The 17,748-nt window shown below is 69.0% G+C and carries 17 protein-coding genes; 15 read left to right on the top strand and 2 right to left on the bottom strand.

Going from position 1 to position 17,748, the window contains the following annotated elements; translation table 11 throughout:
* Positions 1-7: 7 nt before the first annotated feature.
* On the bottom strand, positions 8-1,564 hold the full coding sequence (locus ACFXKN_RS02355) for an AMP-binding protein (protein WP_379432209.1): 1,557 nt from the start codon (positions 1,562-1,564) through the stop codon (positions 8-10).
* A gap of 340 nt (positions 1,565-1,904) precedes the next feature.
* Between ACFXKN_RS02355 and ACFXKN_RS02350 the strand changes: the two genes are divergently transcribed.
* The 14 genes from ACFXKN_RS02350 (at position 1,905) to ACFXKN_RS02285 (ending at position 16,330) form a co-directional block, all read left to right on the top strand.
* A complete protein-coding gene (locus tag ACFXKN_RS02350) occupies positions 1,905-2,483 on the top strand; it encodes a hypothetical protein (protein ID WP_378949569.1) in 579 nt (192 codons plus the stop codon).
* 200 nt (positions 2,484-2,683) lie between these two features.
* A complete protein-coding gene (locus tag ACFXKN_RS02345; RefSeq protein WP_379432208.1) occupies positions 2,684-3,577 on the top strand; it encodes an MlaE family ABC transporter permease in 894 nt (297 codons plus the stop codon).
* The gene (locus ACFXKN_RS02340; RefSeq protein WP_379432207.1) at positions 3,577-4,431 is read left to right on the top strand and encodes an ABC transporter permease; all 855 of its coding nucleotides are present in this window, start codon (positions 3,577-3,579) and stop codon (positions 4,429-4,431) included. The genes ACFXKN_RS02345 and ACFXKN_RS02340 overlap by 1 nt, the downstream gene beginning before the upstream one ends.
* 4 nt (positions 4,432-4,435) lie before the next feature.
* Positions 4,436-5,713 carry an MlaD family protein gene (locus ACFXKN_RS02335; protein WP_378949559.1) on the top strand — a complete coding sequence of 426 codons (1,278 nt, stop codon included), beginning with the start codon at positions 4,436-4,438 and terminating at the stop codon, positions 5,711-5,713.
* A complete protein-coding gene (locus tag ACFXKN_RS02330; RefSeq protein ID WP_378949556.1) occupies positions 5,710-6,747 on the top strand; it encodes an MlaD family protein in 1,038 nt (345 codons plus the stop codon). The genes ACFXKN_RS02335 and ACFXKN_RS02330 overlap by 4 nt, the downstream gene beginning before the upstream one ends.
* A gap of 7 nt (positions 6,748-6,754) precedes the next feature.
* Positions 6,755-7,804 carry an MCE family protein gene (locus ACFXKN_RS02325; protein ID WP_379432206.1) on the top strand — a complete coding sequence of 350 codons (1,050 nt, stop codon included), beginning with the start codon at positions 6,755-6,757 and terminating at the stop codon, positions 7,802-7,804.
* On the top strand, positions 7,801-8,904 hold the full coding sequence (locus ACFXKN_RS02320; RefSeq protein WP_378949549.1) for an MCE family protein: 1,104 nt from the start codon (positions 7,801-7,803) through the stop codon (positions 8,902-8,904). Before ACFXKN_RS02325 ends, ACFXKN_RS02320 begins: the two co-directional genes overlap by 4 nt.
* A complete protein-coding gene (locus ACFXKN_RS02315; protein ID WP_379432205.1) occupies positions 8,901-10,007 on the top strand; it encodes an MlaD family protein in 1,107 nt (368 codons plus the stop codon). The genes ACFXKN_RS02320 and ACFXKN_RS02315 overlap by 4 nt, the downstream gene beginning before the upstream one ends.
* Positions 10,004-11,278, top strand: a complete 1,275-nt coding sequence (locus tag ACFXKN_RS02310; RefSeq protein ID WP_379432204.1) for an MlaD family protein — start codon at positions 10,004-10,006, stop codon at positions 11,276-11,278. The genes ACFXKN_RS02315 and ACFXKN_RS02310 overlap by 4 nt, the downstream gene beginning before the upstream one ends.
* A 50-nt stretch (positions 11,279-11,328) precedes the next feature.
* Entirely contained in the window at positions 11,329-11,949 is a 621-nt protein-coding gene (locus ACFXKN_RS02305; RefSeq protein ID WP_379432203.1) for a hypothetical protein, read from the top strand.
* A gap of 57 nt (positions 11,950-12,006) precedes the next feature.
* Entirely contained in the window at positions 12,007-13,284 is a 1,278-nt protein-coding gene (locus ACFXKN_RS02300) for a cytochrome P450 (RefSeq protein ID WP_379432202.1), read from the top strand.
* Between the two features lie 44 nt (positions 13,285-13,328).
* Positions 13,329-14,162 carry a mycofactocin-coupled SDR family oxidoreductase gene (locus tag ACFXKN_RS02295; protein ID WP_378931320.1) on the top strand — a complete coding sequence of 278 codons (834 nt, stop codon included), beginning with the start codon at positions 13,329-13,331 and terminating at the stop codon, positions 14,160-14,162.
* A gap of 10 nt (positions 14,163-14,172) precedes the next feature.
* The gene (locus ACFXKN_RS02290) at positions 14,173-15,171 is read left to right on the top strand and encodes an acyl-CoA dehydrogenase family protein (protein WP_379432201.1); all 999 of its coding nucleotides are present in this window, start codon (positions 14,173-14,175) and stop codon (positions 15,169-15,171) included.
* Positions 15,155-16,330 carry an acyl-CoA dehydrogenase family protein gene (locus tag ACFXKN_RS02285; RefSeq protein ID WP_379432200.1) on the top strand — a complete coding sequence of 392 codons (1,176 nt, stop codon included), beginning with the start codon at positions 15,155-15,157 and terminating at the stop codon, positions 16,328-16,330. Before ACFXKN_RS02290 ends, ACFXKN_RS02285 begins: the two co-directional genes overlap by 17 nt.
* A 77-nt stretch (positions 16,331-16,407) precedes the next feature.
* On the opposite strand, the gene ACFXKN_RS02280 is transcribed toward ACFXKN_RS02285, so the two are convergent.
* Positions 16,408-16,956 carry a carboxymuconolactone decarboxylase family protein gene (locus ACFXKN_RS02280; RefSeq protein WP_379432199.1) on the bottom strand — a complete coding sequence of 183 codons (549 nt, stop codon included), beginning with the start codon at positions 16,954-16,956 and terminating at the stop codon, positions 16,408-16,410.
* Between the two features lie 79 nt (positions 16,957-17,035).
* Here ACFXKN_RS02280 and ACFXKN_RS02275 point away from each other — a divergent pair, with 79 nt between their 5' ends.
* Positions 17,036-17,623, top strand: a complete 588-nt coding sequence (locus ACFXKN_RS02275; protein WP_379432198.1) for a hypothetical protein — start codon at positions 17,036-17,038, stop codon at positions 17,621-17,623.
* Positions 17,624-17,748 lie beyond the last annotated feature (125 nt).

Raw genomic sequence — 17,748 nt, 5'->3', positions numbered from 1 at the left:
ATTCTCTTCAGGATTGAACGGCAATATCCTCGTGCTGAGTGGCCAGATCGCGGCGCACCACGAACTTCTGCACCTTGCCGCTGGCGGTGCGTGGGAAATCGGCGACGACGTGCACCTCTTCGGGCCACTTCTGCTTGGCCATCCCGGCCGCGGCGAAGTGCGTTCGCAGCTGGTCGAGGGTGGGATCGACGTGTCCGGGCAACAGCCGCAGGACCGCGGCGGTCCGCTCGCCGAGCCGGGGATCGGGCACCGCGACGGCGATCGCCTCGGCGACACCGGGCAGCCCGAGCAGAACCTCTTCGACTTCGAGCGCGCTGATGTTCTCGCCGCCGCGGATGATCATGTCCGACTTGCGGTCGGTGATGGTGAGATAGCCGTCGTCGTCGAGCACGCCGATGTCGCCGGTGTGGTACCAGCCGTCGGCGTCGAACGCGGCGGCGGTGAGGTCGGGGTCGGTGTAGCCCAGGCACAGATCCGGTCCGCGGCTGAGGATCTCGCCGTCGTCGGCCAGGCGGAGCTCCACGCCGGGCAGGGCGTTACCGTCGGTGAAGAGCCGCTTGTCCGTCGGCGCGGTATGGCGCGATCCGGTGATCGACGGGTGTTCGGTGCTGCCGTAGGAGCGGTAGACGGTGATCCCGGTGTCGTCCAGGCGCCGGGTGAGCGCGGCAGGCACGGCGGCGCCGCCGAGCCCGGCATAGCGCAGGTACGGCAGGTGCGCCTCGGTCCAGTCCGGATGATCGAGCAGGCTGGTGACGTAATACGGCACGCCGCCGCCGATCGCGAGCCGCTCACCGGTCATCAGCGCGAGAATCCGCGCCGGATCCCACACGTCGACCAGGTTGATCGGCGCCCGGTCGAGGACCGGGATGAGGAAGGCGTTGACCATGCCGATGAAGTGACCGACCGGCGCCGCGGTGATCTGGTCACCGCGGTCGGCGGGGTAGATCCCGGCCAGCTGCCGCGTCTCGTGACCGAGCGTGTGATGGCTGTGGACCACGCCTTTGGGGGCCCGGGTGGTGCCGGAGGTGAAGGCGATCAGCGCGGGGCGCTCCGGATCGACCGGCAGCACGCCCGGCAGGGGCGCGTCATCGAGCAATTCCTCGAAGTCGCGGCCGACGACGCCGGTGACGGGCACCTCGCGATAGACCTCCGGCGCGAACTCCAGGCTGCCGAACCGGTCGGCGGTGACGAAGACCTCGGGCCGCACCGTCTCGAGGATGTGGGTCAGTTCCCGTCGGCCGTAGAAATGCACCACCGGGACGACGGTCGCGCCGAGGAACGTCGAGGCCCAGAACACCGCCGCGGCCTCCATCCAGTTCGGTAGCTGGAAGGCGACGACATCGCCCGGGCCGACCCCGCGCCGGTGCAGGCCTGCCGCGAGCCGTCGGGCGAGGTGTTCCACCTCGGCGACGGTGCCCGACCACGGCCGGGTGGCGGAATGGACCCGGAAGGGCGTTTCGGGCGCGGCGCGAAGTCCTTCGCTCAGTAGATCGCCGAGTGTCTGGGAGGTCCACCAGCCCTGTTCGCGGTAGCGGCGGGCCAAGTCGGGTGGGATCGTGCGCATCGGCGACTCCTTCGTCGGCGGGCCGAGCAGGGGGCGGCACGGCGAGCATATGATTCTCATTCAAAGAGAATCATATTTGCGGGAGTGCGTTCAAGTACGCGGATCGGATACGCGGCACCATCGGTCGCCACCCGCTTCCGAGGCTCCTGCGTCAATGTAATTTAGATCACACTATGTGGTTCTTCGAGAACCTTCCTCGCGCTGGTGAGAATCAAATTACGGTGTGTTCGGCAGTTGCGTTCCGCGGGTTCGGTGACACTGCGCAGCCCAGCTCGGGCGCCCGCCGGGGACTCGCAACGGACCGTTTCGGCTTCTCGCGTGCGAAAACGGGGACGAAGATATGGCGACTGGTCAGGGTGTTCATTCGGTCATTCGGTGGCGCGCACACGCGCACCGGCACCCCCTACGGCACCGGCTGGCCGTGGTCGGGCCGAATTCCGCCGACATCGTCCGGCACGCGGGTGGCTGGCTGTTCGACCGGGCGGCCGCGGGGTGGGAGGTGACCGCGCTGGTCGCCGACCCCGAGAATGTCGGCCCGCTGCAGATTCTCGGTGCCACTGTGCTGGATCTGCGCCAGTCGCTGTCGGTCTCGCGGCACGACCTCTGGCCGACCGCCGTCGCCGTCTCGGTCCGTAGCTATCTCGCCGAACCTCAGGTGCGCGAGGGCGTGCTCGACTGTCTGGACCGAGGTCTGACGGAGGTCGCCGTGTGGGGCGACGATCTGCCCGCTGAACTGGAAGAGCGGGTCGGCGTGTCGTGTCATCGGGTGAGTGTTGCCGCCCGGGCCTTCAAGTCCTGTGCCCTGACCGCGGCCGGATTGCCCGGTGCGACTGTGCCGCCGGTGGAATCCTTCCGGTCCGGGACTCTGCTGCCGCCCTCGTTCCGCGGGGAGATGCGCGACCTCGTTCCTCTTGGGTAGTCGATCGCCGACGTCATAGGGATGGCGTCGGCACCGTCATGTCTTCGTCCGGCGCCACGCCCTTTTGTGCGCCGGCGTGCTTCGATGGCGGTCTAGGAGAATGTAATTCTCTCAAATGGGTTGTTTGACTCTTGACGTGAGCGCGAGACGTAGCTCACGATGGAGAAGTTCATTTCCGGGAGCAACCCGAAAGATCACCTATGACGATCCCCCGCGAAGCTGCGGTCCGGGACAGCCCGCAGGGCGAGGCCCGTCTCTCGCAGACGAAGCCGGCTACCCGGGAGATCTCCGCCTGGTGGCGTGGCTATCTGCGGCGGCACCCGGTGGCCGCGCTGGAGACCGTCGGCGGGCAGTTCGTGCTCGGTGTCCATGCCGTGCAGTACCTCGTCGTCGACATCGTCACCGGTCGTTTCGCCTTCGGCGAGTTCGTCCGGCAGTCGGCGTTCATGTCCTCGGCGGCGGTGCTGCCCACCATCTTCGTCTCGCTCCCGATCGGGGTGACGCTGTCCATCCAGTTCGGTCTGCTCGCTGGTCAGGTGGGCGCGACCTCGCTGGCCGGTGCGGCCAGTGGGCTCGCGGTGATCCGTCAGGGCGCGCCGATGGTGGCCGCGCTGTTGATGGCCTCGGCGGTGGGGTCGGCGATCTGCGCCGACCTGGGCTCGCGCAAGATCCGCGACGAACTCGACGCGATGGAGGTCATGGGGGTCTCGGTCGTGCGGCGCTTGGTGGTTCCCCGGGTCGCCGCGGCGGTGCTGGTCGGCGTCTCGCTCACCGGCGTAGTGTGCTTCGTCGGCTTCCTGGCCGGCTACCTGTTCAATGTCTTCGCCCAGAACGGCGCGCCGGGCAGTTTCGTCGCCACCTTCGCCTCGTTCGCCACCGTCGGGGACCTGTGGCTGACGCTGGTCAAGGCGGTGGTCTACGGGATGATCGTCGCGGTGGTGGCCTGTGAGAAAGGGCTGCACACCGAAGGCGGTCCGGCCGGGGTCGCCAACTCCGTCAACTCGACGGTGGTCTCCTCGATTCTGCTGCTGATGCTGGTGAATGTCGTGTTCACACAGCTGTTCATGATCCTGTTCCCGCGGCAGGGTCTGTGATGGCGACGCCGTATCGCCCGCCGGGTACCCGCACCATCGCGCGGCTGTCGCGGCGAGCGGGCATCTCGGTCATGCGCCTAGGGCACATGCTCACCTTCCTGCTGCGCGCGTTGTTCTCCATCCCGGTGATGCTGCGGCACTACCGGACCGAGTTCCTGCGCATCCTGTCCGATATCACCTGGGGCAACGGCTCGATCGTGGTGGGCGGCGGTACCGCCGGGGTGATCATCGTGCTCGGTGCGGCAGGCGGGGCGATCGTCGGGCTGGAGGGCTACAACGCCCTGCACCTGCTCGGGATGGAACCGACCATCGGCTTGATCGCCTCCACGGCCTCGACCAGGGAGCTCGCGCCGATCATGGCCTCGCTGGCCTTCGCGGCGCAGGCGGGCTGCCGGTTCACCGCCCAGCTGGGCGCGATGGGCATCGCCGAGGAGATCGACGCGATGGAGTCGATGGCCATCCGGTCGGTGCCCTACCTGGTGAGCACCCGGCTGCTGGCGTCGATGGTGGCGATCGTGCCGCTGTATCTGGTCTGCCTGGCCGCCAACTACCTGGCCGTGCAGGTCGTCGTCGGGATGTCGGGCGGGCTCTCGGCGGGCACCTACGAGCACTATTTCCAGCTCGTGCTCAACGGTCCCGACATCGCGTACTCCCTGGGGAAGGCCGTCGTCTTCGTGATCATCACCTCGACCGTGCAGTGCTACTACGGCTACTACGCCGCGGGCGGACCACAGGGCGTCGGCATCGCCGCCGGACGCGCGATGCGCGCGGCGATCTCGTTGATGATCATTGTCAATCTGCTGCTCACAGTGGCGATCTGGGGCATCGGCGCCAGTGCACGGCTGGGTGGGTGAGCGCGTGTCGGTGCTCTTCGAGAAAGACGGACGCGGCCCGGCGGGCTGGCTGCTGCTGCTGCGCGGGGTCGTGGTGCTGGTGGCGGTCACGGCGTTGGTCACCGTGCTGCTGATGAAGTCGACCGGGCGTTTCGACGAGAAGGTCGAGGTCACCGCCGTACTGGAGCAGCTCGGCGACGGCCTGCCCGCCCGTTCGGATGTGAAGTTTCGCGGGATGCTGGTCGGCATCGTCGACGGGGTGACCCCGGCGAACGGCGGCACGGCCAACCGGGTCCGGCTGCTGCTGGACCCTGTTGCGGCCCAGGGTGTTCCGCGTACCGTGACGGCACGGGTGGTGCCGAGCAACGTCTTCGCCGTCTCCTCGGTCCAGCTGGTCGACAACGGCCCCGGCCCCGCGCTCACCGCGCACAGCGAGATCCATCAGGACACCAGTCTTTCCACCGTGCAGTTGCAGACCGCGCTGACCAAGCTGCGCGAGATCATCGCCGCTACCGCGCGCATCGGCAACGCCGACACGATCGGTGTGCTGGCCGCCGTGGCCGAGGCGACCGACCGGCGTGGTGGCGATCTGGTCGGCGCCGGTGCCCGGCTCGACCGCATCACCAAGGAATTCGATGCGCTGCTCACCCCCGACGGTGGCCCGCCCACGCTGACCATGCTGGCCGATTCGGTCCGTGGGCTCAGCGCCGCCGCACCCGAACTGCTCGACGCGCTGCACCAGGCCGTCGTGCCGATGCGCACCTTCGCCGAACAGCACGACGAGCTGGCCGGCCTGCTCACCGCGAGCGGGACCACGCTCGGCACCGTCGGTGCGACCCTGGATCGCCGCACCGACCAGCTCACCGGGATCGTGCACCAGATGGGCCCGGTGCTGGACGTGTTCGCGGCGGGCTCGCCGTCGTTCAGTCAGATCGTGGTGAGTATCCGCAAGCTCTCGGACCTGTGGTACGCCGAGTTCTGGAACGCCGACAGTCCGCGTGGCCGTGGCAAATTCCAGTTTCGCCTCACCCCGCACACCCCGTACACCCGGGCCGATTGCCCGCGCTACGGGGAACTGGCCGGTCCGAGTTGCGCGACCGCGCCCACCTCGGTGCCGATCGAGGAGGTACCCCCGGTCATGGACCCGCGGACGTATCCGACCCCGCCCGAGCTCGCCGGCGAATTGCCGTCGGAGATCAAGACATTGATCGAGCAGGCGCTGGGTGGCACCCACAACGGTGCCGAAGCCCTGCTGGCGCCGTTGCTGGCCGACGGTCCGCTACCGATGGGAGTCCCGCGATGAGTTACCGCAAGCCGCTCATCGGGGTGAGCCTGTTCGTGACGGTCGCGATGGCGCTGATCTGGGTGACGTATGTGACCCTCGATCGCGGCATCAACGGCGACACCAAGCCGTACTCCGCGGTGTTCGGCGACGTCAGCGGCCTGCGGGTCGGCGACGACGTGCGGATGGCCGGGGTCAGGGTCGGTCGGGTCGACGGCATCGAACTGGCCGGTGTGCAGGCCCGCGTGCGGTTCCGGGTGGCCGAGGACCAGGTGCTCTACGGCAACACCAAGGCCTCGATCACCTACCAGAACGTCATCGGCCAGCGCTATCTCGGCCTCGCGCTCGCCGAGTTCGGCGACGCGCGGCCGCTGGCGGCGGGGACCGAGATCCCGCTGGCACACACCGAGCCGTCCTTCGACATCTCCGGTCTGCTCAACGGATTCGAGCCGTTGTTCGGTGGGCTCGATCCCGCGCAGGTGGACAACGTCACCGGCGCGCTGATCAAAGCCCTGCAGGGCGATCAGACCTCGCTCGTGCTGCTGGTCGAACAGGTGTCGTCGCTGGCGGAGTCGCTGGCGGGCCCCGATCAGGTGCTCGGTGCGGTGATCACCAATCTGAGCCGGGTGGTCGGCGACCTCGCGCACCGCAGTGGCGAGGTGAGCGGGCTGATCAGCCAGTCGCGGGCGATCATCGGCGGCCTGGCCGAACACCGTGACGAACTGCTGGGCACGCTGGATTCGGCGGCGCTGGTCACCGGCCGGATGGCCGGGCTGCTCGAGGACATGGAACCGGATCTGAACGCGATGCTCTACCGCGAGCCCGGTTTCACCCGGCACTTCGAGGAGAACAAGGAGAACTTCGCCTACCTCGGCTTCAATCTGCCCGCGCTGATGAAGGGCCTGGCGCGGGTCAGCCAGGAGGGCTCGTATCTGAGCACCTACCTGTGCAACTTCAACATCACCCTGCTGCCCTCGCTCGTGGCGCTGGTACCGACGGTGGTCGGTCTCGCCACGCCGAGCGGGCAACCCGAGTATTCACCGATCTGTAGGTGAGGCGACCATGAAAGAAACTGTCCGACAATGGATCCGGCTGGCCGGACGACCGATCGAGGAGCACCGCAAGGTGGTGCTCGGAGTGGGTGCGGTCGCGGTCCTGGTCGCGGTGACCCTCGGCGCGGTCGGTGTGCACGCGCTCGGCGTCGGCACCACGCGCTACGAGGCGGAGTTCGCCCAGGCCGCGGGCATCAGCAGCGGTGACGCAGTGACCGTCGCGGGTGTCTCGGTCGGCACCGTCGGCGGCACCCGGCTGGCCGGCGACCGGGTTGTGGTCGACCTCGACATCGACTCCTCGGTGCCGCTGGGTGCCGCGACCGGGGCGGCGGTCAAGCTCACCACCCTGCTCGGTGCCCGCTATGTGGAACTGCGGCCCGCGGGGGAGGGCGCGCTGCCGGATCGGCGGATCACCTTGGAGCACACCGAAGTTCCCTACGATCTGCAGACCGCGTTGGACAACGCCACCGTCACCTTCGACCAGATCGACGCCGCCCGGATCGGCGACTCGCTGACCGCGCTGGCCACTCAGCTGGACGGCGTACCGTCGGTCCTGCCCGCCATGCTGGCCAACCTGCGCACGCTGGCCGCCGTGGTCGGCGATCGGCGCGGGGAGATGAGCGCGCTGCTGACGAGCACCGCGGACCTCACCGCCGTGATCAACCGCCAGCAGGCCGACCTGGCCGCCGTGATGGTCCAGGGCCGTGACCTGCTCACCGAGATCGTCGCCCGCCGGGACGCGGTGGTCGGCTTGATGAACGCCACCCGCGACCTCGCCGATCAGGTACGCGCGCTGGTGGTCGAGGACCGCCCGGCGGTGGACAGCCTGCTGGCCGGACTCGACGGCCTGCTCGGCAGTCTCGCCCGCAACGACGAACTGCTGCGCAACACCCTCGAGATCCTGCCCATCCCGATCCGCAACTTCGCCAACGCCTCCGGCACCGGCAACGAGGTCGACTTCACCGCACCGGCCGGACCGCTCATCGATTCGTGGATGTGCGCGCTGGGTGGGCGCGCGCAGATGGTCAACCTTCCCCCCTACTTCGAGGACTGCCGATGAGAGCCGCACGTGCACTGCTCGGCGCCGCTGTCGTGCTGGCGATCGGCGCGGCGGCCGGATTCGCCGACAGCCCGATCCAGGGCGAACGCCGGACCACGGTGACCGCCCTGTTCGACAACGCCGCCGGGCTCTACGTAGGCAACGCGGTAGCGGTACTCGGGATGTCGGTAGGAGAGGTGACCGCCGTGCAGCCGCGTGGGTCGCACGTGGAGGTCACCCTGGCGGTGGACCGCGATGTCGAGATACCCGCCGATGTCAGGGCGGTGACCCTGTCGACGTCGGTGCTCACCGACCGGCACGTCGAACTCACCCCGGCCTACCGGGGCGGACCCACCCTGGCCGACGGCGCGCGCCTCGGCCTGGACCGCACCCGCACCCCGATGGAGTTCGACCGGCTGCTCGGCGCCGCCGACCGGATGGCCGGTGAGCTCGAAGGCGAACGGCCGGGCGACGGGCCGGTCGCGCGGCTGCTCAGCGCGTCGTCGGCGATCGCCACCGGCAGCGGCCCGCAACTGCGCGACACCCTCGATCAGCTCGCGGCGGCGGTGAAGCTCGGCGAGGACGGCGGCGACGCCACCCGCGAGACCCTCACCCACCTGGTCGACCAGCTCGCCGCCCTGATGCGTGCCGCCGCCGCCAACGAGCAGACCATCCACGAATTCGGTACCGCCACCGGGCAACTCGGCGACGTCGTCGCCGATCTCGGGATCGGCACCGGCGGCACCGGCGCCCAGCTCGTCGAGATCCTGCGCCGGACCGACACTCTGCTCGCCGAGAACGCCGGTGTCCTGCAGACGACGGTGGCCAACACCGCCACGGTGACCAAGGCGCTGGCCGACTATCGCGGTCAGCTCGCCGAGTTCATCGATGTGACGCCGCTGCTGCTCAACAACGCCTACGGAGCCGTCGATTTCGAGTACCGCGGGGTGCGCGTGCACGCGCTGCTGGACAAGGTCTTTTTCGACGGTCAGCTGGTCAAGGAGGTCTGCAATATCCTCGGGTTGCGCCAATTGGGATGCGCGACCGGGACATTGCAAGACTTCGGCCCCGACTTCGGGATCACCGACATGCTCGAGGCGATGTCGAGGATGCCCCGATGACGCCCCCGCGTGGCTCCCGTATCGCGGCGCTCGCGCTCGCGGCCCTGTGTTCGGGCACCGGCTGTGCGGTCGGGCTCGGCGACCTGCCGCTGCCCGCACCCGGCGGCGGCAGCGAGAACTACACCGTCCGAGCCGATTTCGCGAACGCGCTGAACCTGCCCGCGAAGGCGAAGGTCCGGCTCTCGGGCGCCGAGATCGGCGAGGTGACCGAGATGGCGGTGCGCGACTACACCGCCGTGGTGTCCCTGAGCATCCGTCCCGATGTGCGGCTGCCGCTGGGGACCACCGCCGAACTGCGAACCGCCACCCCGCTGGGCGATGTGTTCGTGGCGCTGACCGCACCGGCGGAAGCCACGGCGGACACCCCGGCGCTGGCCGACGGCGACCGCATCGCCCGCGAGCACACCTCCGCCGCGGCCACCGTCGAGGAACTGCTCACCACGGCCTCGCTGTTGGTGAACGGCGGCGCCATCCGCAATCTCACGACCATCGTCAACGGGCTCGGCCGCGCCGTCGGCGATCGCGGTGACCGGATGGCCGAGCTGATCGCGCAATCGACCAATGTGGTCCACGCGCTCGCGGCCCGATCCGACGACATCCGCGCCACCCTGTCCGAGGTCGACCGGCTCGCACGCACTCTCGACGAGCAGACCGGCACCATCGACGATGTCCTCACCTCGGCCGGGCCCGCGCTGACCACCCTGCGCGCCAACTCCACCCAGGCGCTCTCGCTGGTAGGCGAGGTCGACCGCCTCTCGCGACAGCTCGCGAAGTTCCCCGGTCTCGACGGTACCGAGACCACCGGCATGATCGCCGACATCAACCGCATCGCCGAGCAACTCAACACCGCGGCGACCAACCCGAATGCCAGTGTGGCGGCGATGAATTCGCTGCTCGGCCCGGTGATCGCGGTCACCACCAGCACCGCGGCCAGCACCGACGCCGACTTCCAGGATCTGGCGCTGGGCATGCTGCCCGATGTCAACCATCCCGGTGATCCGGAGAGCAGGCTGCCCGACGCGCGGGACTGGACGAACTTCATCGGCACGCTCACCTACACCCTGCTGCGCCTGCAGGGCCGCATCACCGGAGCGGGCCGATGAGCGCGGGGGAGACGGTGGCCCGTGTCATGGTCGCGACGGTGCGGGCGGTCCGGGCGCGGCGTGCGACGGCCTCGGTCCTGTCACTGGTGCTGATCCTGGTGATCGGCATCGGCTACTTGGCTTTCGGCGCACTGGGCGTGAATCCGGCCGCCGCGACCTACCGCGTGCGAGTCCACCTCGCCGATTCCGGTGGGCTGTTGGCCGGTCGCACCGTCGCGCTGCGTGGGGTACCGATCGGCACCGTGGAGTCGGTCACGCTCACCGAGCGCGGGCTCGTCGCGGTCGCGGTGATCGACGCGGGGACCGCCGTCCCCGCCGACGGTGCGGTGCGGGTGGCGAGCCTGTCGCTGGCCGGCGAGCAGTACCTGGACTTCCGGCCCACCCGCGACGACGGTCCCTTCCTGTCCGACGGCGCGGAGGTGGCGGTGGAACGGACCAGCACACCGACGCCACTGTGGCAGACCCTCGGACAGCTGGATTCCACACTGGCGCAGGTGGATCCGGTACAACTGGCGGCCCTCGTCGACGAGTTCGGGGTCGGGCCACAGGGTGCGCAGAAGCTGTCCGACCTCATCGACGGTGGCGTCTTCCTGATCTCCACCCTGGACTCGGTGCTGCCGCAGACCGTCGGCCTGATCCGCGACAGCAGGCAGGTGCTCGGGACCGTGCGCGATCTCACGCCGGGACTCGGCGAATTCGCCACCGACCTGAACCAGGTGCTGACCGGGGCGAGCGCGAAATCCGGTGGCTACGTGGCACTGCTGGACGCGGCGCCGGGAACGCTGCGCGCGTTGGACGCGGTCCTCGCGCAGAACGTGGGCACCGGCGGGGATCTCCTCGACAACCTCGCGGTGGTCGCCGATGTCACCGGCGCCCGGGTGCCCGCGTTCCAGGAGTTCTTCTTCCCGACCGAGCGCGGCGGTTCCACCCTGGACGCGATCGCGGTCGCCTTCCACGACGGCGGTGTCTGGGGCCTGGTGAACCTGTACCCCCGCTATTCCTGCGACTACGACCTGCCTCGCAGAGCGCCGTCGCTGCCCGATTTCCCCGAGCCGTACGTGTACACGTACTGCCCGAACACCGATCCCTCGGTGCTGATCCGCGGCGCCGCCAACGCGCCCCGCCCGCCCGGCACCGCGATACCTGGCATTCCGCCGCCCGGCGAGAGCCCCACCCGGCAGACGGTGTCGACGCCGATCGGACCACTGTCGCTGCCGCTCACCTTCGCCGGCCCGCCATTGCCCGATCCACCCCCGGCACCGACGCGATGACCGGACCAGACCACAGCCCCAGCCCGATCTCTACCGCGAGGAACGACACCATGAGTGACACCGACACAGTAGTAGCCGACCGGAAGACCGACGAGACCACCGACGACGAACCTAAAGAGATTGTCGAGGAGGGTGGTTCGTCGTCGACGCCCGAACGGCCCACGCGCTCGGGGGGTTTCGTACGCCGGCTACCTTCGGTACGCGGCGCACTGCTGCCCGTGCTCGGACTCGTCGCGGTCGTAGCCCTCGCCGCTGCCGCGATCCTGGGCTGGCAGCTGCGCGAGGAGCGTGCGGTGGACGCCGCCGCCGCCGCGGCACTGCAGGCCGCTCGCGCCTACGCGGTGACACTGACCAGCGTCGACTCCGGCCGCATCGACGCCGATTTCGCCGCCGTGCTCGACGGGTCGACCGGCGAATTCCGCGACATGTACACCCGTTCCAGCGGCCAGCTGCGTGAACTGCTGCAGGAGAACAAGGCGACCGGGCAGGGCGCGGTGCTGGAGTCGGCGGTGAAGTCGGCGACCGAGACCGAGGTCGAGGTGCTGCTGTTCATCGACCAGACCGTCACCAACGCCGCCTCCACCGACCCCCGGGTCGATCGCAGCCGGGTCCTGATGACCATGCAGCTCGTCGACGGCCGCTGGCTCGCGAGCCGGGTCTATCTGCCCTGATCTCGGCGGGCATCCGGCCCGTGCCCTTTCCCCCTGTTGTTTGCGAGGAGTATCCGAATGACCGATTTCGACACCGTCGACTACTTCACCGATCCGGCCCTGGTGCCCGATCCCCACCCCTACTTCGATCACCTGCGCGCGAAATGCCCGGTGACGAAGGAGTCGCAGTACGGGGTGTACGCGGTGACCGGCTACGCCGAGTCGGTGGAGGTGCTGCGCGACGCGAACCTGTTCTCCTCGGCCATCGCCGTCGGCGGCCCGTTCCCGCCGCTGCCCTTCGCCATCGAGGGCGACGACATCAGTGAGCTGCTCGAACAGCACCGCTCGAAACTGCCGATGTACGAGCACATGGTCACGATGGACCCGCCGCAGCACACCTACGCGCGGTCGCTGCTCAACCGGCTGCTCACCCCGGCACGGCTGAAGGAGAACGAGGAGTTCATGTGGCGGCTGGCCGACCGCCAGCTCGACGAGTTCCTGTCGGAGGGCAAGTCGGAGTTCCTCGTCGACTACGCCAAGCCGTTCTCGCTGCTGGTGGTGGCCGACATGCTCGGGGTGCCAGAGGAGGATCACGAGCAGTTCCGGATCGTGCTCGGCGCCGAGCGCCCCGGCACCAGGGTCGGCGCGCTCGACAACGAGATCGTCGCGTCCAATCCGCTGGAATGGCTCGACGAGAAGTTCGTCGGCTACATCTCCGAGCGCCGCGAGAACCCGCGCGACGACGTGCTGACCTCGCTCGCACTGGCGAAGTACCCGGACGGCTCCACCCCCGAGGTGATCGACGTGGTCCGCTCGGCCACCTTCCTCTTCGGTGCGGGCCAGGAGACGACCGCCAAACTGCTCAGCGCCGCCATGCGGATTCTCGGCGATCATCTCGAGGTGCAACAGGCATTGCGCGAGGATCGCAGCCTGATTCCCGCGTTCATCGAGGAGACCCTGCGGATGGACGCGCCGGTGAAGTCCGGCTTCCGGCTCGCCAAGCGCGCCACCACCGTCGGTGACGTGGACATCCCGGTCGGCTCGACGGTGATGGTGTGTCCCGGTGCGGCCAACCGCGATCCGCGCCGCTTCGAGAACCCGCACGAATTCCAGCTGGGCCGCACCAACTTCCGCGAGCACATGGCCTTCGGGCGTGGCGTGCACTCCTGCCCCGGCGCCCCGCTCGCGCGCGTCGAGGGACGGGTGTCGATCGAGCGGATCCTGGACCGGATGCTCGACATCGGCATCGACGAGAGCCGGCACGGCCCCGCAGGCGACCGGAACTACACCTACGAGCCGACGTTCATCCTGCGCGGCTTGTCGAACCTGCACATCACCTTCACCCCCAATCCCTGAAAAGCCCACGGACGCTGGGTTTCCGAGAAGAAGAGAGGTTCACGATGACCGGACGAGTAGAGGGCAAAGTCGCTTTCATCACCGGCGCGGCGCGCGGCCAAGGCCGCAGCCACGCGGTACGGCTGGCCCAGGAGGGTGCCGACATCATCGCCATCGATGTCTGCAAGCAGCTCGACAACGTGCCCTTCCCCATGTCAACGCCCGAGGATCTGGCCGAGACCGCGGAACTGGTGAAGGCCGAAGGCCGACGGGTGGTGACCGCCGAGGTCGACGTGCGCGACTACGACGCGCTCAAAGCAGCGGTGGACAGCGGTGTCGAGCAGCTGGGCAAGCTCGACATCATCGTCGCCAACGCCGGCATCGGTAACGAGGGTGGTGCGCTGGCCGACCTCGACGAGACGCTGTGGGACGACATGATCGCCGTCAACCTCGGTGGCGTGTGGAAGACCGTGAAAGCCGGTGTCGGGCACCTGGTCGCGAACGGTGGTGGCGCGGTCGTGCTGACCGGTTCGGTGGGCGGGCTCAAGGCCTACCCGAACGTCGGGCACTACGTGGCGGCCAAGCACGGTGTGGTCGGGCTGATGCGCACCTTCGCCGTGGAGCACGGGCATCAGTCCATTCGCGTCAACTCGGTGCACCCCACCCACGTGAGCACCTCCATGCTGCTCAACGAGGGCACCTACAAGCTGTTCCGCCCCGATCTGGAGAGCCCGGGCCCGGATGATCTGAAGCCGATCTGCCAGATGTTCCACACGCTGCCCACGCCGTGGGTGGATCCGGTGGATGTCAGCAACGCGATCCTGTATCTGGTCTCCGACGAGGCGCGGTTCATCACCGGTGTCTCGCTGCCGGTCGACGCCGGCAGCATGCTGAAGTAGCGGAGCGGCGATGCTGTTCGAGTTCGACTCCGAGCAGCGGCTTCTACGCGAGATCGTGCGTGAGGTCGCGGCCAAACAGTGCCCGCCGTCCCTGATCCGGGACATCGCGGACAAGGGCGCTGACCCGGGCGCGCTGTGGCAGACCTATGTCGGTCTCGGCTGGACCGAACTCACCGACCCGGGTGCCGCGGTCGAGCTGGGCATCGTCTGCGAGGAGCTGGGCCGGGCCACCGACCCGACGCCGTTCCTCGCGACGATGACACAGTTCGCGCCGCTGGTGCCGGGCGCCGCCCACCTCGACCGGCCGGGCGCGGCGGTGTACCGCGGGGTCACCGCCGCCCGCGACGGCGCGGGCTGGCGCCTGTCGGGCACCGCCCATCAGGTGCTCGACGGTGACCGGGCCGAGCAGCTCGCGGTGGTCACCGACGCGGGGGTCTTCGTGGTCGGCGCCGAGGCGGTGAACGCCCGCCGCACACCGGTTTTCGACCCGGTGCTGCATCTGGCCGAGGTCACCTTCGACGGGGTCGCGGTGGGTCGGGCCGACCGGGTCGAGGTCGAGGTGGCGCGGGCCCGTCAGGTCGCGCTCACCGGGCTCGCGCTGACCACGGTCGGCGCCTGCCACCGGATTCTGGACCTGGCACTCGACCATGTGCGGGGCCGCAAGCAGTTCGGGGTGCCGATCGGGTCGTTCCAGGCGGTGCAGCACAAGGCCGCCGACATGCATGTCGCGATCGAACGGGCCAGGGCACTCGGCTTCTTCGCCGCGCTGTGCCTGGCCGCCGACGACCCCCGGCGGTGGCTGGCGGCGTCGATGGCCAAAGCCGCTGCGGGAGAATGCCAGTCGCTGGTGTTCCGGCACGGTGTCCAGCTCTTCGGCGCCATGGGCTTCACCTGGGAGAACGACCTGCAGTTCGCGCTCAAACGCGCGAAGGCGGGCGAACTGCTGCTCGGTGGCGCCGCCGAGCACCGCGCACTCGTCACGGAGGAATATCGTGCAACTCAGCTTTGATCACGACGTCGAGGCCTTCCGCGCGGAGTTCGTCGCCTTCCTCGCCGAGCATCTGCCCGGCGAGGAGGAGGCGGCGCAACGCTCGGAATCCAGTGCGCACGTACCGGACTGGGCCCGGCGCTGGCAGCGGCTGCTCTTCGACAACGGGTGGCTGCTGCCCGGCAACACCCCGGAATTCGGTGGCCGCAACGCCTCGGTGCTGCAGCAGTACGTTTTCCACGAGGAGCTGTCCAAGCGGCGGATCTATCACAGTTTCAATCCGCAGGGCGTCGGCATCATCGCCGCCTCGCTGCTGTCGTTCGGCACCGCCGAACAGCAGCGGCAGTGGGCGATCCCGATCCTGCGCGCCGAGATCACCGCCGCGCTCGGGATGAGCGAGCCGGGCGCCGGTTCGGATCTGGCCGGACTGCGGACCAAGGCGGTCCGCGACGGTGACCACTACGTGGTGGACGGGCAGAAGGTCTGGACCTCCGGCGCCCATCACGCCGATGTGCTGCTCACCTTCGTGCGCACCGACCCGGATGCCCCCAAGCACAAGGGGATCAGCGTGCTGCTGATCCCGACCGGCGCCCCTGGCGTGACCCGGCGGCCGTTCCCGTCGGCCTGCTCGCCTGACGACCTGGATTTCAACGAGGTCTACTTCGACGGTGTCCGGGTGCCGGTGGCCAACCGGGTCGGGCCCGAGAACGAGGGCTGGTCGGTGGCCAATGGCTCGCTCGGGCACGAACGCACCCTGCTGTGGCTGGGATTCGCCGATCGCCTCCAGGATCTGCTCGGCGACTTCCGGCCGCGCACCGAGCTCGACCGTGACGCCTACGCGGGCCTGGTGATGGACAGCTACGCGCTTCGGCTGCTCGGTTCGGCCGCCTTGGCCAGGGAGTCGCGCGGCGAACAGGATGTGCCCGCACTCTCGGTGCTCAAGGTGCTCGGCTCCGAGGCGGTGCAGTCGGCCGCCGAACGGGCGCTCGACGCCGTCGGTACGGACGGGCTGGCGCACCCGGCGGTGACCTCGCCGCCGAATCCGCTGAATCTGGAGCACTTCTCCGGCGGCTGGTTCGAGCGCTACCTGCGCAGTTTCTCCGGGACCATCGCCGGTGGCACCTCGGAGATCCAGCGCAATATCATCGCGCAACGAGTACTCGGCCTGCCACGAGCCTGAACCGGGCCGGGCCCGAGCTGTGGGCTCGGGCCCGGCTCAGGGATCCGCGCGGGCCGGTGGGCCCGCGCGAATCCTCGTCAGTGCTGTGGCCGTCCCGCGGTCTCGTCCTGTGCGACACCGAAGGTGTTGAACGCCATGGCCAATGTCGTGTAGCAGCCGACGGTGAAGACGAAATCCATGCGCTGGCGGTCGTCGAGCCGGGCGCCGAGCGCGGTCCACGTCTCGTCGGACAGTGCCGACTTCTCGTCCAGTTCATCGACCGCGTCGAGGACGAGGCGATCGAACTCGTCGGGCGCCGCGCCGACCCGACGGGCCGCGTCGATCTCGGCATCGGAAAGACCGGCCGACCTGCCCATTTCGGCGTGATGCTGCCATTCATAGGCACACTCGCGGCGGTGGGCCACGCGCAGGACGGCCAGCTCGCGCAACCGGGGTTCGAGGGTGGAGCCGAACAGCAGGTGGGTGTTGAACCCGAGGAAGGCGCGGGTCAGCCGGGGATGGCGGACCAGGACCGACAGCGCGTTGCCCGCCTGCGCCGGGTTGCGCCGCTCCTTGGGCAGCATGCGCGACAGTGCCGCGTCGACCTCGTCGTCCCACTGGTCCTCGGGAAGCGGGGGCAGGGCCATGGCGGCCTCCTCTCCGGCGCAGGCACAACCACACGCCATTGGCAGTTCAATTCTTCTCAGATGAGAATATACTTCTCCAATGACTGCACAGGACTTTCGCGGAGCTGCGACCCGATCGGCGCCGCGGCGGCGGGCCGAGATCCGGCGCAACCATCTGCGCTATCGCCTCGCCGTGGTCGCGGGCACCGCCGCCGATGTGGTGCGGCACGCGGGCGGCTGGCTGTGTGACCGCACGATGGCGGGCTGGGAAGTCACGGTGGTGCTGGCCGATTCCCGCGATGCCGACGCGGTGGAGATCCTCGGCGCGAGCGTGCTCGATCTGGACACCTCGCTCGGCGCGGCGGTGCACGATCCGTGGCCGCACGCGCTGGCCGTCGCGACGGATCTGTTCACCGCGGATCCCCGAGTCCGCGCCGGCCTGCTCGACTGCCTGGACAACGGCCGGGCCGAAGTCGTGATGTGGGGCGAAGTGGTCCCGCCGAGCCTGGACGACCGGCTCGACACCGTGCACCACCGAATCAGCGTGGCAGCGCAGACCTTCAAGGACTGCGCGCTGGCCGCAGTGGGGTTGCCCGTGGTCACGGGGGAGGTGAGCGAGCAGTTCCGTTGCGGTGAACTCCTGGTCACAGGAGCTTGGGGCGCAACGGATCTCGTCTCGATCGGGTGAGTCGCCGGTCCTGTTGCCCGCGCGGTGGCAGCAGCTATGAATATGATATTCTCCCAAGAGGAGAATGCAATATCGCAGTACCGGCCGCGTGGACAGCCATCGGCATGCCGTCGGGCGGTACGCGT

Origin of the sequence: Nocardia sp. NPDC059195, from assembly GCF_042754695.1 — a bacterium.
In the GTDB taxonomy this organism is placed as follows: domain Bacteria; phylum Actinomycetota; class Actinomycetes; order Mycobacteriales; family Mycobacteriaceae; genus Nocardia.
Note: the sequence above shows the minus strand (reverse complement) of the source record. Positions and strands in the feature narration are given on the sequence as shown.